Genomic DNA, 25667 nt, shown 5'->3' on the forward strand with positions numbered 1-25667 from the left:
AAAACCTAGCAATTGTTTGACGCAGCTCTCTGGATCGAGCCGTCAATGCATTTATGCTGCATCTCTTTAACGGCCGCGCCAGAGCCGACTTGAACCGTATAAGGCCCGTGATCCCTTGACCAGTCCTGTCCTGCAAACCGTTGCCCTCGCGTGTGAACGTGATCTCAGGCTGCTTTTCGAACATCTCGAACTGCGTCTGGTCAGCGGCGATATGGTGCAGATCAGCGGCCCCAACGGTAGCGGCAAAACCAGTTTACTGCGCCTGCTCGCCGGGCTGATGCAGCCGACCGACGGCCAGGTCCTGCTCAACGGTCAACCGTTGGCCGCACAGCGCAGCGAACTGGCGCGCAACCTCCTGTGGATCGGCCATGCTGCCGGGATCAAGGAGTTGCTGACCCCGGAAGAAAACCTGTCGTGGCTTTGCGCCTTGCATCATCCCGCCGAACGCGACGCGATTTGGCAAGCACTGGCAGCGGTAGGATTGCGCGGCTTCGAAGATGTTCCCTGCCACAGTCTTTCCGCCGGCCAACAACGCCGGGTGGCGCTGGCGCGTCTGTATCTCGACAGCCCGCCATTGTGGATTCTCGACGAACCGTTCACCGCTCTCGACAAGCAGGGCGTTGCGCAACTTGAAGAACATCTCGCGGGGCACTGCGAGCGCGGCGGTCTGGTGGTGCTGACCACGCACCACACTCTGAGCCGGATGCCGGCCGGTTATCGCGACATCGATCTGGGGAATTGGGCCGTATGAGTGTCTTCGGCCTGCTGCTTGCCCGTGAATCGCGACTGCTGTTTCGCCGTCCGGCGGAACTGGCCAATCCGCTGATTTTCTTCGCTATCGTCATCGCGTTGTTCCCGCTGGCCGTCGGCCCGGAAACTCAAGTCTTGCAAAACCTGTCCCCCGGGTTAGTCTGGGTGGCGGCGCTGTTGTCGGTCCTGCTTTCGCTGGATGGACTGTTCCGCAGTGACTTCGAAGACGGCTCGCTGGAGCAGTGGGTCCTTTCGCCGCACCCGCTGCCACTTCTGGTCCTGGCCAAAGTGCTGGCACACTGGCTTTTTTCCGGGCTGGCGCTGGTTTTGCTTTCGCCCTTGCTGGCGTTGATGCTCGGCTTGCCTGTCGCGTGTCTGCCGGTTTTGCTGTTTTCGTTACTGCTGGGAACGCCGGTACTGAGCTTGCTCGGTGCGGTGGGCGCGGCGCTGACGGTCGGTTTGAAACGTGGCGGCCTGTTGCTGGCGCTGCTGATCCTGCCGTTATACATCCCGGTATTGATCCTCGGCAGTGGCGCCTTGCAGGCCGCCTTGCAAGGCATGCCGGCGACCGGGTATCTGCTGTGGCTTGGTAGCCTGACCGCCCTGGCGATCACCCTGACACCCTTTGCAATAGCGGCTGGCCTGAAGATCAGCGTCGGCGAATAATGAGGTCTGGTTAAATTTTAATCAGCAAAGACCCTGAGACTGCTCACATCGATGAGCGGCATCCGTGATGGAAACAGTATGAACTGGACCTGGTTTCACAAGCTCGGCTCGCCCAAGTGGTTTTACGGCATCAGCAGCAAGTTCTTGCCGTGGTTGAGCATCGCAGCGTTGCTGCTGATCGGCGTCGGCGTCGTTTGGGGCCTGGCCTTCGCGCCGCCGGATTATCAGCAAGGCAATAGCTTTCGCATCATTTATATCCATGTGCCCGCCGCCATGCTCGCGCAGTCGATTTACGTGATGCTGGCGGTGTGCGGCGTGGTCGGCCTGGTGTGGAAGATGAAACTCGCCGATGTCGCCCTGCAATGCGCTGCACCGATCGGTGCGTGGATGACCGCCGTGGCGCTGGTCACCGGGGCGATCTGGGGCAAACCGACATGGGGCTCGTGGTGGGTCTGGGACGCACGACTGACCTCGATGCTGATTCTGCTGTTCCTGTACTTCGGCGTGATCGCGCTGGGTAATGCGATCAGCAACCGCGATAGCGCCGCCAAGGCCTGCGCGGTGCTGGCCATCGTTGGCGTGATCAATATCCCGATCATCAAATACTCGGTGGAGTGGTGGAACACCCTGCACCAGGGCGCAACGTTCACCCTCACCGAAAAGCCGGCGATGCCCGCTGAAATGTGGCTGCCGCTGCTGCTGACAGTGCTGGGTTTCTATTGCTTCTTCGGCGCTGTATTGCTGCTGCGCATGCGCCTTGAAGTGCTCAAGCGTGAAGCCCGCGCGAGTTGGGTAAAAGCAGAAGTGCAGACCAGTCTGGAGGCTGCTCGATGAGTTTCGCTTCATTTGGCGACTTCCTCGCCATGGGCCATCACGGCCTGTATGTCTGGTCGGCCTATGGCATCTGTCTGGCAGTGCTGGCGTTCAACGTGGCGGCGCCGATCCTGGCGCGCAAGCGGTATCTGCAACAAGAGGCGCGTCGTCTGCGCCGGGAGAACGGCAAGTGAATCCGCTGCGCAAAAAACGTCTGATCATCATTCTGGCCATTCTGGTCGGGGTCGGCGCTGCCGTCGGCCTGGCCCTCAGCGCTCTGCAACAGAACATCAATCTTTTCTATACGCCCACCCAGATCGCCAACGGCGAAGCGCCGCAAGACACGCGCATTCGCGCTGGTGGCATGGTCGAGGCCGGTTCGCTGCAACGTTCGCCTGACTCACTGGACGTCAAATTCGTTGTCACTGACTTCAATAAATCCGTGACCATCGCCTATCGCGGCATCCTCCCGGATCTGTTCCGCGAAGGGCAGGGCATTGTCGCGCTCGGCAAGCTCAACGCCGACGGCGTGGTGGTCGCCGATGAAGTGCTGGCCAAGCACGACGAAAAGTACATGCCGCCGGAAGTGACCAAGGCCTTGAAAGACAGCGGTCAGTCCGCCCCAACACCTGCAAAGGAGGGTTGATTCATGACCTCGGCAATCTTCATTCCTGAGTTGGGTCATCTGGCGATGATTCTGGCGCTGTGTTTCTCGCTGGTGCAGGCGGTGGTGCCCTTGGTCGGTGCCTGGCGCGGCGACCGTTTCTGGATGAGTCTGGCCCAGCCCGCCGCGTGGGGACAGTTTGCCTTTCTGCTGTTTGCGTTCGGCATTCTGACCTACGCATTCATGAGCGATGACTTCTCTGTCGCATACGTGGCCAACAACTCCAACAGTGCGTTGCCTTGGTATTACAAGTTCAGCGCGGTGTGGGGCGCCCACGAAGGGTCGTTGCTGTTGTGGGCGCTGATTCTCGGTGGCTGGACGTTCGCAGTGTCGGTGTTTTCCCGGCAATTGCCACAAGTCATGCTGGCGCGGGTGCTGGCGGTGATGGGCATGATCAGCACCGGTTTTCTGTTGTTCCTGATTCTTACGTCCAATCCGTTCAAACGCATTCTGCCGCAAATGCCCAGCGATGGCGCTGACCTCAATCCGTTGCTGCAGGACATCGGCCTGATCGTTCATCCGCCGATGTTGTACATGGGTTATGTGGGTTTCTCCGTCGCCTTCGCGTTTGCGATCGCCGCGCTGATGGGCGGGCGCCTGGATGCGGCGTGGGCGCGCTGGTCACGTCCATGGACCATCGTCGCCTGGGCCTTCCTCGGCATTGGCATCACGCTCGGTTCGTGGTGGGCGTATTACGAACTCGGCTGGGGTGGCTGGTGGTTCTGGGACCCGGTGGAAAACGCCTCGTTCATGCCATGGCTGGTCGGCACTGCACTGATTCACTCGCTGGCAGTGACGGAAAAACGCGGCGTCTTCAAGAGCTGGACAGTATTGCTGGCAATCGCCGCGTTCTCCCTGAGCCTGCTCGGTACTTTTCTCGTGCGCTCCGGCGTGCTGACGTCGGTGCACGCGTTTGCGTCAGACCCCGAGCGCGGGGTGTTCATCCTCATCTTCCTGCTGTTCGTGGTGGGCGGCTCGCTGACGCTGTTCGCCCTGCGTGCACCAGTGGTCAAGAGCCAGGTCGGCTTCAACCTGTGGTCACGGGAAACCCTGCTGCTGGGCAACAACCTGGTATTGGTCGTGGCCGCGTCGATGATTCTGCTCGGCACGCTTTATCCGCTGATACTCGATGCCCTGAGCGGCGCGAAAATGTCGGTCGGCCCACCGTATTTCAATGCGCTGTTCATTCCATTGATGGCGCTGCTGATGATGGTGATGGCGGTCGGCGTGATCGTGCGCTGGAAGGACACACCGGTGAAGTGGCTGGCAAGTATGCTCACCCCGGTGTTGCTTGGCAGCGTCGCCTTGGCGGTAGTGGCCGGCGTGGCGTATGGCGATTTCAACTGGGCAGTGATCGCGACGTTCCTGCTCGCCGCGTGGGTATTGCTCGCCGGTGTCCGCGACATCGTCGACAAGACGCGCCACAAGGGTCTGATCAAAGGCCTGCCGACCCTGACACGCAGCTATTGGGGCATGCAGATCGCTCACCTCGGCATCGCCGTGTGTGCGCTGGGCGTGGTGTTGTCGAGCCAGAACAGTGCTGAACGCGACTTGCGTCTGGCACCGGGCGAGTCGATGGACCTGGGCGGATATCACTTCGTTTTCGAAGGCGCCAAGCACTTTGAAGGGCCGAATTTCACTTCGGACAAGGGCACCGTTCGGGTCATTCGTGATGGCAAGGAAATCAGCGTGCTGCACCCGGAAAAACGTCTGTACACCGTGCAGAACTCAGTCATGACCGAGGCAGGGATCGACGCCGGTTTCACCCGCGATCTCTACGTTGCCCTTGGTGAACCGCTGGATAACGGCGCCTGGGCGGTGCGCGTCCACGTCAAACCGTTCGTGCGCTGGATCTGGTTCGGTGGCTTGCTGACCGGTTTCGGCGGTTTGCTGGCGGCGCTGGATCGACGTTATCGGGTCAAGGTGAAAGCCAAGGTGCGTGAAGCGCTGGGCATGACGGGAGCGGCTGCATGAGACGGTGGTTGATGCTGGTGCCATTGGCGATTTTCCTGCTGGTGGCGGTGTTTCTTTATCGCGGTCTGTACCTGGATCCGGCGGAGCTGCCGTCGGCGATGATCGACAAACCGTTCCCGGAGTTCGCCTTGCCCAACGTGCAGGGCGATAAGCAGCTGACCAAGGCTGACATTCTTGGCAAACCGGCGCTGGTGAACGTCTGGGGCACCTGGTGCATTTCCTGTCGGGTCGAGCATCCGGTGCTGAACAAACTGGCTGAGCGCGGCGTGGTGATCTACGGCATCAACTACAAGGACACCAATGCCGATGCCTTGAAGTGGCTGGCCGAATTCCACAATCCGTACGCGCTGGACATCCGTGATGACGAAGGCTCGCTGGGCCTGAACCTTGGCGTCTACGGCGCGCCGGAAACCTTTTTCATCGACGCCAAGGGCATCATCCGCGACAAGTATGTCGGGGTGATCGACGAGCAGGTCTGGCGCGAAAAACTCGCGGCCAGGTATCAGGCGCTGGTCGATGAGGCCAAGCCATGAAGCGATTTTTAGCCGCGCTGGTATTGGGCTTGAGTCTGGCCGGCGTGGCGCATGCCGCCATCGATACTTATGAGTTCGCCAAAGAAGGTGATCGCGAGCGTTTCCGTGAGTTGACCAAGGAACTGCGCTGTCCCAAGTGCCAGAACCAGGACATCGCCGACTCTAACGCACCGATTGCTGCCGACCTGCGCAAAGAGATTTTCCGCATGCTCGGCGAAGGCAAGGACAACCAGCAGATCATCGATTTCATGGTCGATCGCTACGGTGATTTCGTCCGCTACAAACCAGCGCTCAATTCGAAGACTGCGCTGCTCTGGTTCGGCCCGGCCGGTCTGCTGCTCGGTGGTTTCGTGGTGATCGCGCTGATTGTGCGCAAGCGTCGCGGGCAACGTGCCGAAACTCCGTCATCGCTGTCTGCCGAAGAACGTCAGCGCCTCGACCAACTGTTGGATAAAACCCAAGAATGATTGATTTCTGGCTTGCCGCAGGGCTGCTGCTTCTGGTCGCCCTGAGTTTTCTGCTGATCCCGGTGCTGCGCGAGCGCCGCGCCCAGCGGGAAGAAGATCGCACCGCGCTGAACGTCGCGTTGTATCAAGAGCGTGTTGCCGAGTTGCAAGCGCAGCAGGCCGAAGGCGTACTAGATGCCGCGCAAATGGACAGCGGCCGGGCCGAAGCCGCGCGTGAATTACTGGCCGATACCGAAGGGCTTGCCGCGCCGCGGGTTTCCCGATTGGGCAAGCCGTTGCCGCTGCTGGCGGCCGTGTTGGTGCCGGCGTTGGGACTGGGCCTGTACCTGCATTTCGGTGCCGCTGACAAAGTCGAGCTGACCCGCGAATTCGCCCAGGCGCCGCAGTCGATGGAGGAAATGACTTTGCGTCTGGAGCGTGCCGTGGCCGCGCAACCGGAATCCGCTGAAGGCCTGTATTTCCTCGGCCGCACTTACATGGCCCAAGAGCGTCCGGCGGATGCGGCGAAGATGTTCGAACGCGCCGCGAGCATTGCCGGCCGCCAGCCGGAACTGCTCGGCCAATGGGCACAGGCGAAGTATTTTGCCGACGGCAAAAAATGGTCGGCCCAGGTTCAGGCACTGACCGACGAAGCTTTGAAAGCCGATCCGAAAGAGGTCACCAGCCTCGGCCTGCTGGGCATCGCCGCGTTCGAAGGCGAGCGTTATCAGGAGGCGATCGATTACTGGAACCGTTTGCTCGCGCAACTGCCGCCGGACGACAACTCCCGCGCCGCTCTGCAAGGCGGGATCACACGCGCGGCCGAGCGTCTGCAAGCCAGCGGCGGCAAAGTCGCACAGGCCCCTGTTGCCGCGAAAGCTGCAGTGTTGAAAGTCAGCGTCGAGTTGGCCGCTGAGCTCAAAAGCAAGGTGCAACCGGGCGACAGCGTGTTCATCTTCGCCCGCGCCACTTCTGGCCCACCGGCGCCGTTGGCCGCCAAACGCCTGACCGTGGCCGATCTGCCGGTGACGGTCGAACTGAGCGACGCTGACGCGATGATGCCGCAGTTGAAACTGTCGAACTTCCCTGAAGTCCAACTGGTTGCGCGCGTCTCCCGTGCCGGCCAACCCACGGCCGGTGAATGGGTCGGTCGTAGCGGCCCGCTGGCCAGCAGCACCACCGCGCCACAAAAACTGATCATCGACATCCCGGATCAATAACCGGACACAACAGGAACGTATCGCCATGCACACCATCGCCCGAATCACAGTCCTCACACTGGCCCTGGGCTTGAGTGCATGTGCGGTGCAACGCCCTGAACCGACGACCAGTCTGCCGCCAATCCCGCCGTCTCAGCCAAGTCCGACCCCATCGACTTCGCCAACCCCGGGCAAAAGCATCCCGGCCAAACCCGCCAAGCCCGTGCCACGCACCTCGGCCAGCTTCGCCCCGCCACCGGGCGGCAACAGCCACTGGGACCAGAAACTTGGCGTCTATGTGCTCGACGACCAGACCAACACCTTCTATCGCCAGCGCACCTACTACCGCTGGAACAACGGCTGGAGCCGCTCCGTCAGCCCTAACGGCCCTTGGGAAGACACCAACATCCACGGCGTACCGCCGGGGTTGGGCAAGAAATTCGGACAGTAAAGAGAAACGGCGATCCTGGGATCGCCGTTTTTTTGTCTGCGTTGTACGCAGATGTTGCAGCTGTCAGAGAAGTCTTGTGGGCCTTCGCCTGCTCGCGATTGTCCAGGAATTAGAGCGCAGCCTTGCCGATTGGGCTTCGACCGTCGACAAACAGCTGCGATCAATCACATTCGGTAAAACAACCGGGCCTCGTACTGAAGTTTCCTGTGCTTGAATAAAGATAACTCTAGGGTTATCTTCAGAAATCCAAAGCAAGGAGGCGGTTGGTGCAGAGCAGGCTATTGATAAAGGAGCTGGAGGCGGCTGGGTGGACGCTTGATAGAGTCACCGGCAGCCATCACATCTTCAAGCACCGTTACAACCCACACACGATTCCCGTCCCCCATCCGAAAAAGGATTTACCGTTGGGGACGGTCAAAAGCATCAGGAGGCGGGCCGGGTTGCACAACCCGCCAGCCGGTTACGAAGGAGATCCATAATGCAATATCCAATCTGCATCGAGTGGGGAGATGAAAACACCGCCATCGGTATTCAGATCCCCGATATTCCTGGCGCCGTGACAGCCGGGGATAGCTTTGAAGATGCTTACAACGCGGCGGTTGAAATCGCCCACATCATGCTGCAAGAGATTGCGGCGGACGGGGAGTCGATTCCGATGCCGACTTCGGCATCTGCGCATCGCAATAATCTGGAGTTTGCCGACATGGGATGGGGCATGCTCGATCTCGACATTTCGCCTTATCTCGGCAAGACCGAGAAGGTTAACGTAACGCTGCCCGGTTACGTGATCCAGCGAATCGACCGTTATGTGCGCGAACACAACGTCAAAAGCCGCTCCTCCTTTCTGGCGGATGCGGCGATGGAAAAACTGGTTCGCTATTAAACATCATCGCTCCCCGGGTTCAGTGCATTACCTGTGGGAGCGAGCAAGCTCGCTCCCGCTATGACACCGCCTCAGGAAGCGACTTTTCGTTGCGCCAGCGAAGCGCTTTTCGATGCGCTCAGGAACCGCAGCAACGCCAACAGCGGAAACACGCTGCCGACGATCACGATCCACAACCAGCCGCCGTGCTCGTACACCGCACTGGCCACCGACGAACCAAACGCGCCGCCGATGAAAATGCTGGTCATGTACAGCGCGTTCAGGCGACCGCGGCTTTTTGCATCCAGCGAGTAAACCGCGCGTTGGCCGAGGACCATGTTCATCTGCACGCAGAAGTCCAGGACCACGCCGGTCACCGCCAGGCCGATGACGCTGTAGGCCGGGTGAATGAAGGCGGGCAGGAAGCTGACACTGGCGAACAACATGGCCAGCAGCGAAGCGATGCGGGTGTGGCCGGCGTCTGCCAGGCGTCCGCTGATGGGTGCGGCGATGGCACCGATGGCCCCGACCAGGGCGAAGATCGCGATCTCGCTCTGCGACAGGCCATGGTTACGCGCCAATTCCAGCGGCGCAGCGGTCCAGAACAGGCTGAACGCGGCGAACATGCAGCCCTGATAAAACGCGCGTTGGCGCAATACCGGTTGCTGACGCAGCAATGTCCACAGCGAGCCGATCAACTGGCCGTACGTGGCGCTGTGATCGGGCTGGCGCTTGGGCACGGTCAGCGCCAGCACCACGCTGATCGCCGCCATCAACGCGGCGGCGATCATGAACATGGCGCGCCAGCCGAGGTGATCGGCGACCACGCTCGACACCGGTCGGGCCAACAGAATGCCCAGCAGCAAGCCGCCCATGATCCCGCCGACCACACGGCCACGGGATTCTTCCGGCGCGAGATGCGCAGCCAGCGGAATCAGGATCTGTACCGACACCGAGCTGAAGCCGACCAGCAGCGAGATCAGCAAAAACACATTCGGCTGTTCGGTGAACGCTGCGCCCAGCAAACTCGCGATGGCCACGACGGTGGTGATGATCATCAGCCGTCGATTCTCCAGCAGATCACCCAGCGGCACCAAAAAGAACAGGCCCAACGCATAACCGATCTGCGTCAGCGAAACGATGAAACTGGCCATGGTGTCGGAAAGGCCGATGTCCGGCGCGATCAGGCCAATGATCGGTTGTGCATAGTAGATGTTGGCAACGATGGCGCCGCAGCAGAACGCGAACAGCAGAACCATGCCTCGGGTCATTGCGTGAGGAGTGGTGGTCATAGGAAATCTCGGGTCGGGCGCAGGAAAGCGGTGAGGCTAATGGACATTACGGATCGGCAGAAGACGTTTTCGGATGATAACCAATATTACGATGTGTAATGACCGGTATTGCCGCTCAAACAAAAAGGCGACCCAGTGGGTCGCCTCTTGGTTTTCAGATCAAGCTTTACTGGCCGCTATAGATCTGATCAAACACACCACCATCGTTGAAGTGAGTTTTCTGCACCGTGCGCCAGTCACCGAAGGTCTTCTCCACCGAGAGGAAATCAACTTTCGGGAAACGATCGGTGTACTTCGCCAGCACCGCGGGATCACGCGGACGCAGATAGTTCGCCGCAGCAATTTCCTGGCCTTGCGGCGACCACAGGTATTTCAGGTATTCATCGGCAGCGGCGCGCGAACCTTTCTTGTCGACCACTTTGTCGACCACGGACACCGGTGGCTCGGCCTCAGCCGAAACGCTCGGATAGATCACTTCGAACTGATCACGACCAAACTCACGGGCGATCATTTCCGCCTCGTTCTCGAAGGTCACCAGCACATCGCCGATCTGATTGGTCATGAACGTCGTCGTCGCCGCGCGGCCACCGGTATCGAGGACCGGCGCCTGCTTGAAGAGCTTGCCGACGAAGTCCTTGGCCTTGTTTTCGTCACCACCGTTTTTCAGCACATAACCCCAGGCCGACAAGTACGTGTAGCGGCCGTTGCCCGAGGTTTTCGGGTTGGGCACGATGACTTGCACGCCGTCCTTGAGCAGGTCCGGCCAGTCTTTCAGGGCTTTCGGGTTGCCCTTGCGGACGATGAACACGGTGGCGGAGGTGAACGGTGCGCTGTTGTTCGGCAGGCGCGTGACCCAGTTATCTGGCACCAGTTTGCCGTTGTCGGCAAGGGCGTTGATGTCGGTGGCCATGTTCATGGTGATGACGTCAGCCGGCAGGCCGTCGATGACCGAACGCGCTTGCTTGCTCGAACCGCCGAAGGACATCTGAACGGTGATGTTTTCGTTGTGCTCGGCTTGCCAGTGTTTCTGGAACGCAGTGTTGTAGTCCTTGTAGAAATCGCGCATCACGTCGTAGGAAACGTTGAGCAGCGTCGGGGCTGCCTGAGCGATGTTGGCCAAGGCCAGGCCGGCGGCGAGAAGTGAGGCGCCAAAGAGTTTTTTCACTGCGCATTCCTTGTTTTGTTTATGTGTAGGAGCTGCCGGAGGCTGCGATCTTTTGATCTTGATCTATTCAATCTTTTTGATCTTTTTGATCTTTTTGATCTTTTTGATCTTTTTGATCCTTTTGGTCCTCTGGAAAAACAAGATCGGAAGATCGGAGCCTGCGGCAGCTCCTACAGGGGGTGATGTGTAATTGCCAGTGACTATAACGGGGCGCGCATAGTCGCTTAAAGATTAAAAAGCTCTGTGCTTATTCCAGTTTCTTGAATAGCGGGTTGCCACAGCGTGAGCAGTACGCTGCGCTTTGCTCATGGCTGTTTTTCTTACACACGGGGCAGTCATGTTGCAACTGTTCGCCGCGCATGGCATTGGCCAGTTCGGCGGTGAATATGCCGGTCGGCACGGCGATGATCGAGTAACCGGTGATCATCACCAAGGATGAAATCACCTGGCCCAGCGGGGTCTTCGGCACGATGTCGCCGAAGCCGACCGTGGTCAGGGTGACAATCGCCCAATAGATCCCTTTTGGAATGCTGGTGAAGCCGTGTTCCGGGCCTTCGATCACGTACATCAGCGTGCCGAACACCGTGACCAACGTGCAGACGCTGACCAGAAACACCACGATTTTCTGCTTGCTGCCGCGCAGCGCCGACATCAGGTAATTGGCTTGCTTGAGGTACGGGCTGAGTTTGAGCACGCGGAAAATCCGCAGCATGCGAATGATGCGGATAATCAGCAGATATTGCGCATCGCTGTAATACAGCGCAAGGATGCCGGGGACGATTGCGAGCAAATCCACCAGCCCGTAAAAGCTGAACGCATAGCGCAACGGCTTGGGCGAACAATAGAGCCGCAGAATGTATTCGCCGAGAAAGATCGCCGTGAAGCCCCACTCGATGTAGGCCAGCACATCGGCGTAATTACGGTGAACGCTGTCGATACTGTCGAGCATCACGATCACCAGACTGGCGAGGATGATCAACAGCAGGATGCCATCGAAGCGACGCCCGGCCGGGGTGTCGCTCTGGAAAATCATGACGAAAAGCCGTTCGCGCCAATTGTTGCTGCTGTCCATGAATAACGCCTGAATCGAAGATCAGCGCAGCCTAGGTTGATTCTCCCCGTGAGCGCAAGGCTCATGCGCAAGTGACGCTTTGCCGAGCATCTGGATGCCGGCGCGGATCAGCCAGCAAGCGAGAATGAACGGCGCGGTCAAGGTCGCGAGACCAATGGCTGCAAACAGCGGCGTGACCAGCAGTGCCAGCACGATACCGAGCAGCGGCAGCCACGGTTGTTGCCGTTGCGCGCTGAAGGCGAGTGCGGCGAGCACGGCGTTGTAACTGCCCAGCCCGAGCAGCGCGGCGGACATCTCGTGATGCAACAGACTGGAGCCCAGGCCGATCGCCGAAGCCAGCAGCGCCCAACAGAAAGCACGACGATCAGCGATCAGCAAACCGCAGGCAATCAGCGCTCCGGCCAGCGGATGATCGAGAAACATCACCTGGCCGAATCCGCGCAGTTCAGCGCTCAGAGCATTCGCCGTGTTCAGGTCGATGTTTGCCATCGGTGCGGACGGTTCGGCGAACAGCAACAGCACCCAGCTAATCACCACGAACGGCGAGGTGTAGGCCGGTATGGCGCGGCTGCGGTAAACGTGTTTGAGCCATTGCTGCGTCAACATCGCACTCAATCCTCCGGCCGCAAGAATCAGTGGCGGAAGCAAGGGCGACCAAGGGAAATACAGGCTCACCAGCAAGCCGAGCAAAACACCGTTGTAGCTGAACAGCCCGGCCTGGCGATCAGCCTTGGCGTAGTTGCGCCGTTGCGCGGTGAGCAAACCGGCGACGCCGCCGAGTAGCGCTCCGGCGAACAGCACCGGCGCCGTCAGCAGAATCGCCAACAGGCACAGCAGGCCGCACAGCGGATGACGCTGGAAGAAAATCTGACTGAAACCGTTGAGCAAAGCCTCGGCCCAGTCGGGGCAGTGGGTATTGAAATGATTGGCAGGCATGGGCAGTTCTGAAAGTCAGTGAAACCGAGTTGCCGGCATCGCCAGCAGGCTGGCTCCCACACTGAATCTCTGTTCAGTCTTGGTCTTGTGAGCAACCCAAAACCAATGTGGGAGCCAGCCCTGCTGGCGATGAGGGCAGTTGTTGCGCTCAAGCATTTTGATTGAAGGAATAACCGCTATTCCCGCAGCTGCTTTTTGAGCCTGAAACGATGTGGCTTAGATCAACGTCTCGATACGCAGCGAATTGGTCGACCCCGGCTGGCCAAACGGCACGCCGGCGGTGATCAGCAAAGTGTCACCACGCTCGGCCATGCCTTGCGCCTGGGCGATTTCCAGCGCGGTCGAGCAGACTTCGTCGACCTGACGCAGGCGATCGTTGACCACCGAATGAATGCCCCAGGCCACGCTCAAGCGCCGTGCCGTTTGCAGGTTCGGTGTCAGGTTGAGAATCGGCGCTTTCGGCCGTTCCCGCGCCGCACGCAGCGTTGACGCGCCCGACTCGCTGTAATTCACCAATACCGCGACCGGCAGCACGTTGCTGATCCGGCGGATCGCGCAACTGATCGCATCGGAGACGGTTGCCTCGGCTTTCGGTCGGCTGACGTCGAGTTGAGTTTGATAATCCGGACCGTTTTCCACTTGGCGGATAATCTTGCTCATCATCTGCACGGCTTCCAGCGGGTATTCGCCGGAGGCAGTTTCCGCTGACAACATCACCGCATCGGCACCTTCCGCCACGGCGTTGGCAACGTCGGTGACTTCGGCGCGGGTCGGGGCAGGGGAGAAGCGCATCGACTCGAGCATCTGCGTTGCCACCACCACCGGTTTGCCCAGTTCGCGGCAGGTGGTGATGATGTTTTTCTGAATCTGCGGCACGCTTTCGGCCGGCACTTCTACGCCGAGATCGCCGCGAGCGACCATGATCGCGTCGCTCAATTCAGCAATTTCGCGCAGCTGCTCGACGGCCGATGGCTTCTCTATTTTCGCCATCAGGAACGCCTTGTCGCCGATCAACGCGCGGGCTTCGACGATATCCTGCGGGCGCTGCACGAACGACAGCGCAACCCAGTCCACGCCCAGCTCCAGCCCGAAGCTTAGATCGCGGCGATCCTTGGCGGTCAACGGGCTGAGGTCCAGCACCGCTTGCGGCACATTCACGCCTTTGCGGTCCGACAATTCGCCGCCGTTGAGGACAGTGGTGTCGATCGCATCAGCGTACTTTGTGACCACGCGCAGGCGCAGTTTGCCGTCGTCGAGCAGTAGATCCATGCCCGCTTCAAGCGCGGCGATGATCTCCGGATGTGGAAGATTTACCCGACGTTCATCGCCCGGCGTCGCATCGAGATCCAGACGGAACGCCTGGCCGCGATGAAGCTGCACCTTACCGTCAGCGAATTTGCCGACGCGCAGTTTCGGCCCCTGCAAATCCATCAGGATGCCCAGCGGGTAATTGAGCTGGCGCTCGACTTCGCGGATCGATTGATAGCGCTTGGCGTGGTCGGCGTGATCGCCGTGGCTGAAGTTCAGCCGGAAAATGTTCACGCCGGCCTCGACCAGCTCGCGGATGTCTTCGATGCCGTCGACAGCAGGCCCGAGGGTGGCGAGGATTTTGACCTTTTTATCAGGCGTCATGATTTGCAGTTCTCTAGGATCAGGATGGCGCGGAAGTCGTTGACGTTGGTGCGGGTCGGCTCGGTGACGATCAGCGCATCGAGCGCCTGGAAGTAGCCGTAGCCGTTGTTGTTATCCAGCTCATCGCTGGCGCTCAGGCCCAGTGCAGCGGCGCGGGCGTAGCTGTCCGGGGTCATGATCGCGCCGGCGTTGTCTTCCGAGCCGTCGATGCCGTCGGTGTCGCCGGCCAGCGCGTAGACACCGGCCTGCCCCTTGAGGCTGTCGGTGAGGCTGAGGAGGAATTCAGCGTTGCGTCCGCCACGGCCATTGCCGCGTACGGTCACGGTGGTTTCGCCGCCGGAGAGAATCACGCACGGCGCCGCCAGGGGCTGGCCATGGTTGATGATCTGGCGGGCGATGCCAGCGTGGACCTTCGCCACTTCGCGGGATTCACCCTCGAGGTCGCCGAGAATCAACGTGCTGAAACCGGCCTGACGGCATTTCACCGCTGCGGCATCCAGCGATTGCTGCGGGCGGGCGATCAACTGAAAGTGGCTGCGCGCCAGACTCGGGTCGCCGGGTTTGACGGTTTCCGATTCCGGGCTTTGCAGCCAGGTGCGGACAGAGGCTGGAATGTCGATGCCGTAGCGCTTGATGATCGCCAGGGCTTCGGCCGATGTGCTTGGGTCGGCCACGGTCGGGCCGGAGGCGATGACCGTGGCGAGGTCACCCGGTACATCGGAAATCGCATAGGTATATACAGTCGCCGGCCAGCAGGCTTTGCCGAGACGGCCGCCCTTGATCGCCGAAAGGTGCTTGCGCACGCAGTTCATCTCGCCGATGGTCGCGCCGGATTTAAGCAGGGCTTTGTTGATCGACTGCTTGTCGGCGAGGGTGATGCCTTCGGCGGGCAACGCTAGCAGCGCGGAGCCGCCGCCCGAAAGCAGGAAGATCACGCGGTCGTCTTCGCTGAGGTTGCTGACCAGTTCCAGCACGCGTTTGGCCACGGCCAGACCGGCGGCGTCCGGCACCGGATGCGCGGCTTCGACCACTTCAATTTTTTCGCACGGGGCGCCGTGTCCGTAGCGGGTGACGACCAGGCCCGTGACTTCGCCTTCCCAGCAGCGCTCGACCACTTGCGCCATGGCGGCCGCCGCTTTGCCGGCACCGATGACGATGACGCGACCGCTGCGGTCGGCGGGCAGATGGGCTTCAAGGACTTGGTTCGGATGCGCCGCGTCGATGGCTGTGGCAAACAGCTCGCGCAGCAGTTGTTGCGGATCGACCGACATGGCGGGCTCCCGGAATTCTTGTTATTCGAAAGGGCAACTCGTAACCCTGTGGGAGCTAGCCCTGCTAGCGATTCAGGCGGCGCAGTCGTGCAGGCACACCGCGTCGATTCCATCGCCAGCAGGGCTGGCTCCCACAGGTTTGGTGCAGGTTGGGGCAGGGCTTACTTCTTGTCGCGAATCGAGAAGTTGGCCATGTGTTCCAGACCCTTGATCAGCGCCGAGTGGTCCCAGTTGCTGCCACCGATGGCCGCGCAGGTGCTGAACACTTGCTGAGCGTTGGCGGTGTTCGGCAGGTTGATGTTCAACTCCTTGGCGCCTTGCAGGGCCAGGTTCAGATCCTTCTGGTGCAGGCTGATGCGGAAGCCCGGGTCGAAGGTGCCTTTGATCATGCGCTCGCCGTGCACTTCCAGAATCTTCGAAGAGGCGAAGCCACCCATCAGGGCTTCACGCACTTTGGCCGGATCGGCACCGTTTTTCGAAGCAAACAGCAGCGCTTCGGCAACGGCCTGGATGTTCAGGGCGACGATGATCTGGTTGGCGACTTTGGCGGTCTGACCGTCACCGTTGCCACCGACCAGAGTGATGTTCTTGCCCATGGCCTGGAACAGCGGCAGTGCGCGTTCGAAGGCATCAGCGTCGCCACCGATCATGATGCTCAGGGTCGCGGCCTTGGCGCCGACTTCACCACCGGACACTGGGGCGTCGAGGTACTGGGCGCCTTTTTCGTTGATTTTCGCAGCGAACGCTTTGGTTGCGGTTGGCGAGATCGAGCTCATGTCGATGACGATTTTGCCTTTGCTCAGGCCCGCTGCAACGCCATCGGCGCGGAACAGCACGTCGTCGACCTGCGGGGTATCCGGCACCATGACGATGATGAATTCAGCTTCTTGCGCCACTTCACGCGGGTTGGCCAGGGCAACTGCGCCAGCGGCAACCAGATCAGCCGGGGCAGCGTCGTGATGTTGCGACAGGAACAGGCTGTGACCGGCTTTCTGCAGGTTCGAAGCCATTGGGTGGCCCATGATGCCGGTGCCGATAAATCCGATTTTAGCCATGAGAAAATCCTCTTGTTTTTGTATGTCTCCCTGTAGGAGCTGCCGCAGGCTGCGATCTTTTGATCTTGATCTGCAAAATAACAAGATCAAAAGATCGCAGCCTCCGGCAGCTCCTACAGGGTCATGTGTTTGTCAGATTGCGTTGTGGGTTTTCAGCCAGCCGAGGCCTGCTTCGGTGGTGGTCAGCGGCTTGTATTCGCAGCCGACCCAACCTTGATAACCGATACGGTCAAGGTGCTCGAACAGGAAGCGGTAGTTGATCTCACCGGTGCCCGGCTCGTTGCGGCCCGGGTTGTCCGCGAGCTGCACATGGTTGATCTCGCCCAGATGCGATTGCAGGGTGCGGGCCAGATCGCCTTCCATGATTTGCATGTGATAGATGTCGTATTGCAGGAACAGATTGGCGCTGCCGACCTGTTCGCGAATCGACAGGGCTTGCGCCGTGTTGTTCAGGTAGAAACCCGGAATGTCACGAGTGTTGATGGCTTCCATCACCAGCTTGATGCCCGCCGCTTGCAGCTTGTCGGCGGCGTATTTCAGGTTGGCAACAAAAGTTTTTTCCACCGTGGCATCGTCAACGCCTTGCGGACGGATACCGGCCAGGCAGTTGATCTGGGTGTTGCCCAGCACTTGCGCATAGGCAATGGCCAGATCGACACCGGCACGGAACTCTTCGACCCGGTCTGGCAGGCACGCGATACCGCGCTCGCCCTTGGCCCAGTCACCGGCCGGCAGGTTGAACAGCACTTGCGTCAGACCGTTGGCGTCGAGCTTGGCCTTGATCTCGGCGGAGTTGAAATCGTATGGGAACAAGTATTCCACACCGCTGAAACCGGCCTTGGCGGCGGCGTCGAAACGGGCAAGGAAATCCTGTTCGGTGAACAGCATGGACAGGTTGGCTGCGAAACGCGGCATGGTGGTCTCCTAAAAACGGATGAGGCACGGTGGGTCAGACTAAACGCGATCAGTTCCCTCTCCTGGGGGAGAGGGCTAGGGTGAGGGCGCAGTCCCGAGTCTGATCCCGATACCGCGAACGACGCAAAACCGTTCCCTCACCCCAGCCCTCTCCCGGAGGGAGAGGGGGCTAAAAGCAGTTAATCCAGCAACGAAATCGCCGTTGGCGCATCGTTGCCGACCAGCGCCAGGTCTTCGAACTCATTGACCGCGTTGATCTCGGTACCCATGGAGATGTTGGTCACACGCTCCAGAATGATCTCGACGATCACCGGCACTTTGAACTCTTCGATCATCTGTTCGGCCTTGCGCAGTGCAGGGGCGATTTCAGACGGTTCGAACACACGCAGAGCCTTACAGCCGAGGCCCTCGGCGACTGCGACGTGATCAACCCCGTAACCGTTGAGTTCCGGCGCGTTGAGGTTATCGAAGGACAACTGCACGCAGTAGTCCATTTCGAACCCGCGCTGCGCCTGACGGATCAGGCCCAGGTACGAGTTGTTCACCACGACGTGGATGTACGGCAATTTGAACTGAGCGCCGACCGCCAGTTCTTCGATCATGAACTGGAAATCATAGTCCCCCGACAGGGCCACGACTTTACGGTTCGGATCGGCCTTCACCACGCCCAGCGCCGCCGGAATGGTCCAGCCCAACGGGCCTGCCTGGCCACAGTTGATCCAGTGACGCGGCTTGTAGACGTGCAGAAACTGCGCGCCGGCAATCTGCGAAAGACCAATGGTGCTGACGTAGCAGGTGTCCTTGCCGAACACCTGGTTCATTTCTTCATAAACGCGTTGCGGCTTGACCGGCACGTTGTCGAAGTGAGTCTTGCGATGCAGGCTGGCTTTGCGCTGTTGGCAATCCTGCAGCCAGGCACTGCGGTTTTTCAGTTTGCCGGCGGCTTGCCATTCACGGGCCACTTCGATGAACACGGTCAGCGCGGCGGCGGCGTCGGAGACGATGCCCAGATCCGGCGTGAACACGCGGCCGATCTGCGTGCCTTCGATGTCGACGTGAATGAACTTGCGGCCTTCGGTGTACACATCGACCGAGCCGGTGTGACGGTTGGCCCAACGGTTACCGATGCCCAACACAACGTCGGATTTCAGCATCGTCGCGTTGCCGTAACGGTGCGAAGTCTGCAGACCGACCATGCCGACCATCAGCGGGTGATCGTCCGGAATGGTGCCCCAGCCCATCAGGGTCGGGATAACCGGAATACCGGTCAGCTCGGCGAATTCAACCAGCAGATCGCTGGCGTCAGCATTGATGATGCCACCGCCGGCGACCAGCAATGGACGCTCGGCCTGATCGAGCAGGGCCAGAGCTTTCTCAACTTGCACGCGAGTGGCGGTCGGTTTGGCCAGAGGCAGTGGCTGATAGGCGTCGATATCGAATTCGATTTCGGCCATCTGCACGTCGAACGGCAGGTCGATCAGCACTGGACCTGGGCGGCCGGAGCGCATTTCAAAGAACGCTTTCTGGAACGCGTAAGGCACTTGGCCCGGCTCCAGAACAGTGGTCGCCCACTTGGTGACTGGCTTGACGATGCTGGTGATGTCGACAGCCTGGAAGTCTTCCTTGTGCATACGGGCGCGGGGTGCTTGCCCGGTGATGCAGAGGATTGGAATCGAGTCGGCCGAGGCGCTGTAGAGCCCGGTGACCATGTCGGTACCGGCCGGGCCGGAGGTGCCGATGCACACGCCGATATTGCCGGCCTTGGTGCGGGTGTAGCCCTCGGCCATGTGCGAGGCGCCTTCAACGTGGCGAGCAAGGACGTGATCGATGCCACCGACCTTCTGCAAGGCGGAGTACAGCGGGTTGATCGCTGCGCCCGGGATGCCAAAAGCGGTATCAACCCCTTCACGGCGCATCACCAGAACGGCGGCTTCGATTGCTCTCATTTTGCTCATGGTTTTGTGCCTCTTTACGTTTTGTAATTGTATACAAGTGGCTTTGCGCAGAGTGTATTCACGGCGGACGGCGCAGGTCAATCCATTTTCTCAAGCGCCTGTTTCATTCGTCGGAAGCCATTCAAACTGTGGCTTTTCGTCGCATGTGGCGCTTTTCGATAATTATTGTATACAAAAAAATAACTCATTGTGTTCTATTTGTGTGATCGGACTGCGGCAGAAACGCGCAGTCCCACGACTTTCCCTATAACAAAATGAGGACGGCACCATGAGCGCTTTAACCTTGAAAGTCGCAGTCAACCTGGTCAACCAGGCCATCAACGCAGGGCGGGAGGTCAACGCCGCGCCGCTGACGATTGCAGTGCTTGATACCGGCGGCCACTTGATCGCCCTGCAACGCGAAGACGGCGCGAGCCTGCTGCGCCCGCAAGTCGCCATCGGCAAAGCCTGGGGCGCGATCGCCCTCGGCAAAGGCTCGCGCCTGCTCGCCCAGGACGCCCAACAACGCCCAGCGTTTTTCGCCGCCCTCAACAGCATGGGCCAAGGCAGCGTCGTGCCGGCACCGGGCGGGGTGTTGATTCGGAATCAGGCGGGTGTGGTACTGGGAGCGATCGGGATCAGTGGGGATTTGTCGGATGTGGATGAGCAGGTGGCGATCAAAGCGGTAGAGGCGCTGGATTTGCGGGCGGATGGGGGAGTGGCTGCCTGATTTCACCAGAACTGATGGCGTGATGATGACGAAAAGGGACGGGGTCTATAGACTGCCGCCCCTCTCGTTTATGTATCAAGGAAGATCTGCGTGAAGACTTTATTCACCATCACTTTGGCCGCGGCCATGACCCTCTGTATCTCCGTCCTGCATGCGACGGAAACCCCCGACGCCGACGAAATCGCTTTCAACGCGCTGAGGCCGGTGGTCTCCGCATTGATCAACGCAGACGATGCGCAAGAACTGATGGATCGCGCCGAAAAGCTCGAATCATCCGATACGTTGCAGGCCATTGCGGTGTATCTGGCCGCCACCCGTGAAGACCCCAAACAATTGCAGGCGCCTTATCAGGTCGCGGCTCTTTTTGCTCGCCGTGGCGATGACGAATTGGCCGAACGCTTTCTGCGCGTGGCCGATGATCGTGGCTTGTGGTTCGGTCCGTTGATGGCAAGCGACAAAAATTTCGCCGATCTGCGCGAGTCTGCTACCTATAAAAGCGTTCTTGCCAACGCTCAGGAGCGCTACAAAACCATTGCCGCAGGCAAGGTGGGCGCGATTTCCGTGCTCAATCCGTCGGCCAGCATCCCCGCCCCCAAAGCCTGCCGCCCGGTGGTGGTCTGGCTGCACGGTTACGGCGTTAATGGCGAGCTGGATGGAGACTACCAACCGCTGGCCGACACCGGTGCAATCATTCTGGGGATCAACGGCAATGAAATGATCAACGCAGTCGACAGTTTTCGCTGGACTGGCCCCGGCTTCGAAGGCACTCATCAAACGGTGCAGAAGGGCCTTGAAAGCTTGGAGGCCCAGCAATGCATCGACCGCAAACGCGTGTTCCTTATGGGCTTCTCACAAGGTTCGCAACACGCGGGCGCTCTGTTGGCGCAGCACCCGGACGATTACGCCGGCGCGCTGCTGCTATCGCCCGGCGGCATGCAAACGACGCCAACCGAAAGCAAAGCGCGCGGCAAGCGTGTGTTTGTCGTCAACGGTAAAAAAGAAGGGCCGCGCAATCAGCAGATGAGCGCCGATTTCCGTCAATTGTTCAGCGGCGGCAACGAGGTCAAGTCCCGCACACATGAGGCTGGGCACACCTTCCCGGACGACTGGAGCACTTCGCTGCCACAGGCACTGCGCTGGTTGATGGGAGAGGAGGCTTGAGATGCGGGTGTATCAGTTGGATCATTTGCGTCTGATCGATTGTCATCGCTGGCAAGCCAGCTCCCACATGGTTCTTTGTCGTGGTCAGATTTTGTAACCAATACAAAAACCTGTGGGAGCTGGCTTGCCAGCGATGGCGTCACCGCGGTCTTATTGATCCGGCTCACACCCCTTCAACACCAACCTGATAATCGTCTGCGCCGCCGCTTCATAATCCGCCTCATCGAGCTTGTCTTTCCCCGTCACTGCAGAAATCTGCCAGTCGAAGTCAGCGTAGGTCTGGGTCGCGGCCCAGATGCTGAACATCAGGTGATTGGGGTCGATCGGGGCGATCTGGCCGCGGTCGATCCAGCTCTGGATGCAGGCGATGTTGTGCTTGGCCTGACTGTTGAGCTGCTCGACCAGATCGGCGCTCAGGTGCGGGGCGCCGTGCATGATTTCGCTGGCGAACACCTTGGAGGCGTAGGGCAGGTCGCGGGAGATGCGGATTTTCGAGCGAATGTAGCCGCTCAGCACTTCACTCGGCACGCCGTCCGGATTGAATGGCGTCGACGCCTGCAGAATCGGCTCGATGATACTTTCGAGCACCTCGCGGTAGAGGTTTTCCTTGGACTTGAAGTAGTAGTAGACGTTGGGCTTGGGCAATCCCGCCTTGGCGGCGATGTCGCTGGTTTTGGTCGCCGCGAAGCCCTTGTCGGCAAACTCCTCGCTGGCGGCACGCAGGATCAGTTCTTTGTTGCGCTCGCGGATTGTGCTCATAAACCCGGTGGTTCCTTGCCTGTTCTGGCGGTGGCGCATGGTAGCACCGGCCTCGCGCAGCGCTCAAGAATGCCCCGTGTGGTCCGTGGTCGCGTTATGCTTCGCAACATTCATACATAGAAGGAAACAGGATTCATGGCAGGAAGCAGTTTGCTGGTGCTGATCGATGACATCGCCACCGTTCTGGATGACGTTGCGTTGATGACAAAAATGGCCGCCAAGAAGACTGCCGGCGTGCTCGGTGACGATCTGGCGCTCAATGCCCAGCAGGTCTCGGGCGTGCGCGCCGAACGGGAAATACCCGTGGTATGGGCCGTGGCCAAGGGCTCGTTCGTCAATAAACTGATTCTGGTGCCGTCGGCGCTGGCGATCAGTGCGTTCGTGCCATGGTTGGTAACGCCGTTGCTGATGGTCGGCGGTGCCTATTTGTGTTTCGAGGGTTTCGAAAAACTCGCGCACAAGTTTCTGCACAGCAAAGAGGAAGACGCAGCCGGGCATGCGCAACTGACCGAGGCCGTCGCCGATCCGGCCACCGATCTGGTGGCGTATGAAAAGGACAAGATCAAAGGTGCGATCCGCACTGACTTCATCCTCTCGGCAGAAATCATCGCCATTACGCTTGGCACCGTCGCGGATGCTTCGCTGACGCAGCAAGTGGTTGTGATGTCCGGTATCGCCATCGTCATGACGGTCGGCGTCTACGGCCTGGTAGCGGGCATCGTCAAACTCGACGACCTCGGTTTGTGGCTGACGCAGAAGCCTGGGCTGGCAGCCAAAAAAATCGGCAGCGGCATTTTGAGCGCGGCACCTTACATGATGAAAACCCTGTCGGTGGTCGGCACGGCGGCGATGTTCCTGGTGGGCGGCGGCATCCTGACTCATGGCGTGCCGGTGGTGCATCACTGGATCGAAGGTGTCGGCGCGGCGGCGGGTGGTGCCGGGTTTGCCGTGCCGATGTTGCTTAACGGTGTGGCGGGGATTATCGCGGGCGCGGTGGTGTTGGCGGTGGTTTCCGTCGTCGGCAAAATCTGGAAATCTGTTAAAGGCTGAAAGATCGCAGCCTTCGGCAGCTTCTACAGGGTGTACGCGGTGCCCATGTAGGAGCTGCCGCAGGCTGCGATCCCTTGATCTTAAAAAGGGCCATCCGACTTCCATCGAATGGCCCTTTTTTGTACCCGCCGAAAACTACTCGGCGATCTGCAACTTACGCGCTTCGGTATACACGTAACGGACTTTCTCGTACTCGAACGGTGAATTCATCTGACCGTAGCGGAAGCTGGTCTGGTAACGCTTGTCGATTGCGCGCAACGCCCACACTTCCGGATGGTTGGAGCTGACTTCGGCGACGTTGAGGAAGTTGATCGCGGTGTCGGCGGTGTAGTCCACGGCGAGACCAGCAGTGTCGCGGATATTCGACGGGCCGAAGATCGGCAATACGAAGTAAGCGCCGCCCGGCACACCGTAGAAGCCCAGCGTCTGACCGAAGTCTTCGCTCTGGCGCGGCAGGCCCATCGCGGTAGCCGGGTCCCACAGGCCGGCGATGCCGATCGTGGTGTTGAGCAACAACCGCGCAGTGGTTTCCATCGAGCGCTGCCCTTTGAACTGCAACAGGCTGTTGAGCAGGTTTGGCACGTCACCGATGTTGTTGAAGAAGTTGCTCACGCCGGTGCGCACAAAGCTTGGCGTGATGTAGCGATAGCCATCGACCACTGGCAGAAATACCCATTGGTCGAAGCGGTAGTTGAAGTGATAAACCCGGCGGTTCCATGATTCCAGCGGGTCGTAGACGTTCAGCGCGTTGAGCGTCGAGCGCTCGAATTCGCGCTGGTCCAGCCCCGGGTTAAATTTGAGTTTGGACAGCGGCTCCTTGAAGCCGTCGCTGTCGACCACAACCGGGGCGTTAGCTTTACTGTTGTCGGCCTGGGCCACGCCTGCGCAGAGAAGCGCTGCAATCAGCAGGAGATATTTAGCCACGGAAGAACTCCAGCATGGCGTCGCTGTTGACGCGGTAGTTAAGGTTGCCGCAGTGGCCGCCCAGTGGGTAAACGGTCAGGCGATCACCGAAGGTTTTGCGCAGGAAGCCCAGGTCGCCCGGGCCGAGGATCACGTCGTCGGCGTTGTGCATGACGGCAATTTTCGGGCTGTCGTGCAGGTAATCCTTGAGCGCGTACAGGCTGACCTGATCGATCAGTTGCAGCAGACTGCCGCCGTCAGTGCGCGCACGCCACATCGGAATCACTTGTTCGGTGAGGTAGCAGTCAAAGTCGCATTGCAGCGCACGCTTGAGGAACGGCGTGAGGCTGGTGCCTTCGGTGATCGGGAATTTCGGCGGGGTGATCAGGCCACGACGATTGACCAGGTCCGAGGTGTAGGCAATGTCGGCCGCCGAGAAGCGGAACGAGGTGCCGATCAGCATGGCCATCTGTTCGTTGGTCAAATGCTGCTTGGACTGCTGGAAGTCATACAGCAGCGCATCGTTGAGGTCGATGTAGCCTTTCTGCTGAAAGTAGCGGGTCAGCTTGCTCAGCACCAGCTCATAAAAAGTGGTGCTGTTGTTGATGCCCTTGACCTCGGTCTGTACCAGCTTGTCGAGGTTGGTCACCGAGGTATAGAGATTGACCGGCGGGTTGAGCAGCAGAACTTTCTTGAAGTTGAAGCTGCGGCGGGTCTCATCCAGATGCGCGACGAACGCGGCATCGAGAGCGCCGAGGCTGTAACCGGTGAGGTAGTACTCGGTGACCGGCAGTTTCGGGTTTTGCGCCCGCACCGCCTGCATCACCCGGTACATATCTTCGGCATCTTCCTTGGTCACGCCCGGAGTGGCGAAGCGCGAAGCGGCGCTGATGAAGTCGAAACTGGTCGGCGACGACAACTGAACAACGTGGTAGCCAGCCTTGTAATAGAGCTTTTTCAGGTACTCGTTGAGCGTGCTGTCGAAGCGCGCGCCGGTGCCGGCGATGAGGAAAATCAGCGGTGCTGGCTTGTCCTGAGTGGCGATGCGATAGGTGAGCTTTTTCACTGCCCAGAAGTTGTCCGGCAGAATGAATTCTCGCTCCGGGCGCAACGTCAGGCTGCGATCCGATTGAGTGATGTCATCGTCCAGCGGCAATTCCGGACGCAGATCCGGTGGTGTCGTGGCGATGGTCGCCTCGAACGGGTTGGTCAGCGGGTAGCCATAACTGGCGGCGTCGATATCCACCGCCAGCGCGGACGCACTCAAGATAAGGCCACTGAACAGCGCGGCGAAGCGCAAGGAACGGAGCATGACTAGATCCCTTAGAGGAAGGTGCCGAATGAAGTTCGCAGGCTATGACCACCGGGCTTGCGCCAAAGTGCCATGCTGCGGCACCAAACAGGCGGAATTCGGAGTAATAGTAGCTGGACGAT

General features: G+C 59.8%; 27 protein-coding genes. 15 read left to right on the plus strand and 12 right to left on the minus strand.

The features are described from left to right. Positions 1 to 115: 115 nt before the first annotated feature. The 12 genes from ccmA (at position 116) to EL257_RS07915 (ending at position 8379) form a co-directional block, all read left to right on the plus strand. A complete protein-coding gene (gene ccmA, locus EL257_RS07860) occupies positions 116 to 751 on the plus strand; it encodes a cytochrome c biogenesis heme-transporting ATPase CcmA (protein ID WP_126361299.1) in 636 nt (211 codons plus the stop codon). Then, positions 748 to 1416, plus strand: a complete 669-nt coding sequence (gene ccmB / locus EL257_RS07865) for a heme exporter protein CcmB (RefSeq protein WP_126361301.1) — start codon at positions 748 to 750, stop codon at positions 1414 to 1416. The genes ccmA and ccmB overlap by 4 nt, the downstream gene beginning before the upstream one ends. Before the next feature lie 78 nt (positions 1417 to 1494). Then, the gene (locus EL257_RS07870) at positions 1495 to 2250 is read left to right on the plus strand and encodes a heme ABC transporter permease (RefSeq protein WP_126361303.1); all 756 of its coding nucleotides are present in this window, start codon (positions 1495 to 1497) and stop codon (positions 2248 to 2250) included. After that, a complete protein-coding gene (ccmD, locus tag EL257_RS07875; protein ID WP_064390881.1) occupies positions 2247 to 2423 on the plus strand; it encodes a heme exporter protein CcmD in 177 nt (58 codons plus the stop codon). The genes EL257_RS07870 and ccmD overlap by 4 nt, the downstream gene beginning before the upstream one ends. Continuing rightward, a complete protein-coding gene (ccmE, locus tag EL257_RS07880) occupies positions 2420 to 2875 on the plus strand; it encodes a cytochrome c maturation protein CcmE (RefSeq protein ID WP_126361305.1) in 456 nt (151 codons plus the stop codon). The genes ccmD and ccmE overlap by 4 nt, the downstream gene beginning before the upstream one ends. A 3-nt stretch (positions 2876 to 2878) precedes the next feature. After that, the gene (locus tag EL257_RS07885; RefSeq protein WP_126361307.1) at positions 2879 to 4867 is read left to right on the plus strand and encodes a heme lyase CcmF/NrfE family subunit; all 1989 of its coding nucleotides are present in this window, start codon (positions 2879 to 2881) and stop codon (positions 4865 to 4867) included. Then, the gene (locus EL257_RS07890; RefSeq protein WP_126361309.1) at positions 4864 to 5400 is read left to right on the plus strand and encodes a DsbE family thiol:disulfide interchange protein; all 537 of its coding nucleotides are present in this window, start codon (positions 4864 to 4866) and stop codon (positions 5398 to 5400) included. Before EL257_RS07885 ends, EL257_RS07890 begins: the two co-directional genes overlap by 4 nt. Continuing rightward, positions 5397 to 5867: a cytochrome c-type biogenesis protein gene (locus tag EL257_RS07895; protein ID WP_126361311.1), complete on the plus strand. Its 471-nt coding sequence runs from the start codon at positions 5397 to 5399 to the stop codon at positions 5865 to 5867. The genes EL257_RS07890 and EL257_RS07895 overlap by 4 nt, the downstream gene beginning before the upstream one ends. Then, complete coding sequence (gene ccmI, locus EL257_RS07900) at positions 5864 to 7066, plus strand: c-type cytochrome biogenesis protein CcmI (RefSeq protein WP_126361313.1); 1203 nt, start codon at positions 5864 to 5866, stop codon at positions 7064 to 7066. The genes EL257_RS07895 and ccmI overlap by 4 nt, the downstream gene beginning before the upstream one ends. A gap of 25 nt (positions 7067 to 7091) precedes the next feature. Then, positions 7092 to 7496, plus strand: coding sequence for a hypothetical protein (locus EL257_RS07905; RefSeq protein WP_073472737.1), 405 nt, complete (start codon positions 7092 to 7094; stop codon positions 7494 to 7496). Between the two features lie 266 nt (positions 7497 to 7762). Next, the gene (locus tag EL257_RS07910; RefSeq protein WP_126361315.1) at positions 7763 to 7975 is read left to right on the plus strand and encodes a type II toxin-antitoxin system HicA family toxin; all 213 of its coding nucleotides are present in this window, start codon (positions 7763 to 7765) and stop codon (positions 7973 to 7975) included. Beyond that, the gene (locus tag EL257_RS07915) at positions 7975 to 8379 is read left to right on the plus strand and encodes a type II toxin-antitoxin system HicB family antitoxin (RefSeq protein ID WP_126361317.1); all 405 of its coding nucleotides are present in this window, start codon (positions 7975 to 7977) and stop codon (positions 8377 to 8379) included. Before EL257_RS07910 ends, EL257_RS07915 begins: the two co-directional genes overlap by 1 nt. Positions 8380 to 8450: 71 nt before the next feature. On the opposite strand, the gene EL257_RS07920 is transcribed toward EL257_RS07915, so the two are convergent. The 9 genes from EL257_RS07920 to gcl form a co-directional block, all read right to left on the minus strand. Continuing rightward, a complete protein-coding gene (locus EL257_RS07920; RefSeq protein ID WP_126361319.1) occupies positions 8451 to 9650 on the minus strand; it encodes an MFS transporter in 1200 nt (399 codons plus the stop codon). Between the two features lie 166 nt (positions 9651 to 9816). Continuing rightward, positions 9817 to 10815 carry a sulfate ABC transporter substrate-binding protein gene (locus EL257_RS07925; protein ID WP_126361321.1) on the minus strand — a complete coding sequence of 333 codons (999 nt, stop codon included), beginning with the start codon at positions 10813 to 10815 and terminating at the stop codon, positions 9817 to 9819. A gap of 247 nt (positions 10816 to 11062) precedes the next feature. Next, positions 11063 to 11887, minus strand: a complete 825-nt coding sequence (locus tag EL257_RS07930; protein ID WP_126361323.1) for an ion transporter — start codon at positions 11885 to 11887, stop codon at positions 11063 to 11065. A gap of 21 nt (positions 11888 to 11908) precedes the next feature. Next, complete coding sequence (locus EL257_RS07935; protein WP_126361326.1) at positions 11909 to 12823, minus strand: urea transporter; 915 nt, start codon at positions 12821 to 12823, stop codon at positions 11909 to 11911. A gap of 216 nt (positions 12824 to 13039) precedes the next feature. Continuing rightward, on the minus strand, positions 13040 to 14455 hold the full coding sequence (pyk, locus tag EL257_RS07940) for a pyruvate kinase (protein ID WP_126361328.1): 1416 nt from the start codon (positions 14453 to 14455) through the stop codon (positions 13040 to 13042). Continuing rightward, a complete protein-coding gene (locus tag EL257_RS07945) occupies positions 14452 to 15726 on the minus strand; it encodes a glycerate kinase type-2 family protein (protein ID WP_126361330.1) in 1275 nt (424 codons plus the stop codon). The genes pyk and EL257_RS07945 overlap by 4 nt, the downstream gene beginning before the upstream one ends. 161 nt (positions 15727 to 15887) lie before the next feature. Then, positions 15888 to 16781: a 2-hydroxy-3-oxopropionate reductase gene (locus tag EL257_RS07950; protein ID WP_126361333.1), complete on the minus strand. Its 894-nt coding sequence runs from the start codon at positions 16779 to 16781 to the stop codon at positions 15888 to 15890. Between the two features lie 132 nt (positions 16782 to 16913). Then, complete coding sequence (gene hyi / locus EL257_RS07955; RefSeq protein WP_126361335.1) at positions 16914 to 17696, minus strand: hydroxypyruvate isomerase; 783 nt, start codon at positions 17694 to 17696, stop codon at positions 16914 to 16916. A gap of 179 nt (positions 17697 to 17875) precedes the next feature. After that, positions 17876 to 19651 carry a glyoxylate carboligase gene (gene gcl / locus EL257_RS07960; RefSeq protein WP_008083509.1) on the minus strand — a complete coding sequence of 592 codons (1776 nt, stop codon included), beginning with the start codon at positions 19649 to 19651 and terminating at the stop codon, positions 17876 to 17878. A gap of 268 nt (positions 19652 to 19919) precedes the next feature. Between gcl and EL257_RS07965 the strand changes: the two genes are divergently transcribed. Next, positions 19920 to 20360 (plus strand): GlcG/HbpS family heme-binding protein, encoded by a 441-nt coding sequence (locus EL257_RS07965; protein ID WP_126361338.1) that lies wholly within the window; start codon positions 19920 to 19922, stop codon positions 20358 to 20360. A 90-nt stretch (positions 20361 to 20450) separates the two neighbouring features. Next, positions 20451 to 21521 carry an alpha/beta hydrolase gene (locus EL257_RS07970; RefSeq protein ID WP_126361341.1) on the plus strand — a complete coding sequence of 357 codons (1071 nt, stop codon included), beginning with the start codon at positions 20451 to 20453 and terminating at the stop codon, positions 21519 to 21521. A gap of 150 nt (positions 21522 to 21671) precedes the next feature. Here EL257_RS07970 and EL257_RS07975 read toward each other — a convergent pair whose 3' ends face one another. Further along, complete coding sequence (locus EL257_RS07975; protein WP_126361344.1) at positions 21672 to 22280, minus strand: TetR/AcrR family transcriptional regulator; 609 nt, start codon at positions 22278 to 22280, stop codon at positions 21672 to 21674. Positions 22281 to 22415: 135 nt separating this feature from the next. On the opposite strand from EL257_RS07975, the gene EL257_RS07980 reads away from it, so the two are divergent. Beyond that, positions 22416 to 23330 (plus strand): DUF808 domain-containing protein, encoded by a 915-nt coding sequence (locus tag EL257_RS07980; protein ID WP_126361347.1) that lies wholly within the window; start codon positions 22416 to 22418, stop codon positions 23328 to 23330. Between the two features lie 135 nt (positions 23331 to 23465). Here EL257_RS07980 and EL257_RS07985 read toward each other — a convergent pair whose 3' ends face one another. Together EL257_RS07985 and EL257_RS07990 are read right to left on the minus strand one after the other, a co-directional pair. Next, positions 23466 to 24254 (minus strand): VacJ family lipoprotein, encoded by a 789-nt coding sequence (locus EL257_RS07985; RefSeq protein WP_126361350.1) that lies wholly within the window; start codon positions 24252 to 24254, stop codon positions 23466 to 23468. After that, complete coding sequence (locus tag EL257_RS07990) at positions 24247 to 25545, minus strand: serine/threonine protein kinase (RefSeq protein ID WP_126361353.1); 1299 nt, start codon at positions 25543 to 25545, stop codon at positions 24247 to 24249. The genes EL257_RS07985 and EL257_RS07990 overlap by 8 nt, the downstream gene beginning before the upstream one ends. Between the last annotated feature and the right edge of the window lie 122 nt (positions 25546 to 25667).

Origin of the sequence: Pseudomonas fluorescens (assembly GCF_900636825.1) — a bacterium.
GTDB classification, from domain to species: domain Bacteria; phylum Pseudomonadota; class Gammaproteobacteria; order Pseudomonadales; family Pseudomonadaceae; genus Aquipseudomonas; species Aquipseudomonas fluorescens_BG.

What these genes read in the sequence shown, in the direction of transcription:
- EL257_RS07975 (WP_126361344.1), bottom strand. Translation starts at nt 22,280, where the DNA reads ATGAGCACAATCCGCGAGCGCAACAAAGAACTGATCCTGCGTGCCGCC.
- EL257_RS07935 (WP_126361326.1), bottom strand. Translation starts at nt 12,823, where the DNA reads ATGCCTGCCAATCATTTCAATACCCACTGCCCCGACTGGGCCGAGGCT.
- EL257_RS07905 (WP_073472737.1), top strand. Translation starts at nt 7,092, where the DNA reads ATGCACACCATCGCCCGAATCACAGTCCTCACACTGGCCCTGGGCTTG.
- gcl (WP_008083509.1), bottom strand. Translation starts at nt 19,651, where the DNA reads ATGAGCAAAATGAGAGCAATCGAAGCCGCCGTTCTGGTGATGCGCCGT.
- EL257_RS07920 (WP_126361319.1), bottom strand. Translation starts at nt 9,650, where the DNA reads ATGACCACCACTCCTCACGCAATGACCCGAGGCATGGTTCTGCTGTTC.
- EL257_RS07915 (WP_126361317.1), top strand. Translation starts at nt 7,975, where the DNA reads ATGCAATATCCAATCTGCATCGAGTGGGGAGATGAAAACACCGCCATC.
- ccmB (WP_126361301.1), top strand. Translation starts at nt 748, where the DNA reads ATGAGTGTCTTCGGCCTGCTGCTTGCCCGTGAATCGCGACTGCTGTTT.
- EL257_RS07895 (WP_126361311.1), top strand. Translation starts at nt 5,397, where the DNA reads ATGAAGCGATTTTTAGCCGCGCTGGTATTGGGCTTGAGTCTGGCCGGC.
- ccmD (WP_064390881.1), top strand. Translation starts at nt 2,247, where the DNA reads ATGAGTTTCGCTTCATTTGGCGACTTCCTCGCCATGGGCCATCACGGC.
- ccmI (WP_126361313.1), top strand. Translation starts at nt 5,864, where the DNA reads ATGATTGATTTCTGGCTTGCCGCAGGGCTGCTGCTTCTGGTCGCCCTG.
- EL257_RS07980 (WP_126361347.1), top strand. Translation starts at nt 22,416, where the DNA reads ATGGCAGGAAGCAGTTTGCTGGTGCTGATCGATGACATCGCCACCGTT.
- EL257_RS07990 (WP_126361353.1), bottom strand. Translation starts at nt 25,545, where the DNA reads ATGCTCCGTTCCTTGCGCTTCGCCGCGCTGTTCAGTGGCCTTATCTTG.
- EL257_RS07885 (WP_126361307.1), top strand. Translation starts at nt 2,879, where the DNA reads ATGACCTCGGCAATCTTCATTCCTGAGTTGGGTCATCTGGCGATGATT.
- hyi (WP_126361335.1), bottom strand. Translation starts at nt 17,696, where the DNA reads ATGCCGCGTTTCGCAGCCAACCTGTCCATGCTGTTCACCGAACAGGAT.
- EL257_RS07870 (WP_126361303.1), top strand. Translation starts at nt 1,495, where the DNA reads ATGAACTGGACCTGGTTTCACAAGCTCGGCTCGCCCAAGTGGTTTTAC.
- EL257_RS07890 (WP_126361309.1), top strand. Translation starts at nt 4,864, where the DNA reads ATGAGACGGTGGTTGATGCTGGTGCCATTGGCGATTTTCCTGCTGGTG.
- pyk (WP_126361328.1), bottom strand. Translation starts at nt 14,455, where the DNA reads ATGACGCCTGATAAAAAGGTCAAAATCCTCGCCACCCTCGGGCCTGCT.
- EL257_RS07950 (WP_126361333.1), bottom strand. Translation starts at nt 16,781, where the DNA reads ATGGCTAAAATCGGATTTATCGGCACCGGCATCATGGGCCACCCAATG.
- EL257_RS07930 (WP_126361323.1), bottom strand. Translation starts at nt 11,887, where the DNA reads ATGGACAGCAGCAACAATTGGCGCGAACGGCTTTTCGTCATGATTTTC.
- EL257_RS07965 (WP_126361338.1), top strand. Translation starts at nt 19,920, where the DNA reads ATGAGCGCTTTAACCTTGAAAGTCGCAGTCAACCTGGTCAACCAGGCC.
- EL257_RS07945 (WP_126361330.1), bottom strand. Translation starts at nt 15,726, where the DNA reads ATGTCGGTCGATCCGCAACAACTGCTGCGCGAGCTGTTTGCCACAGCC.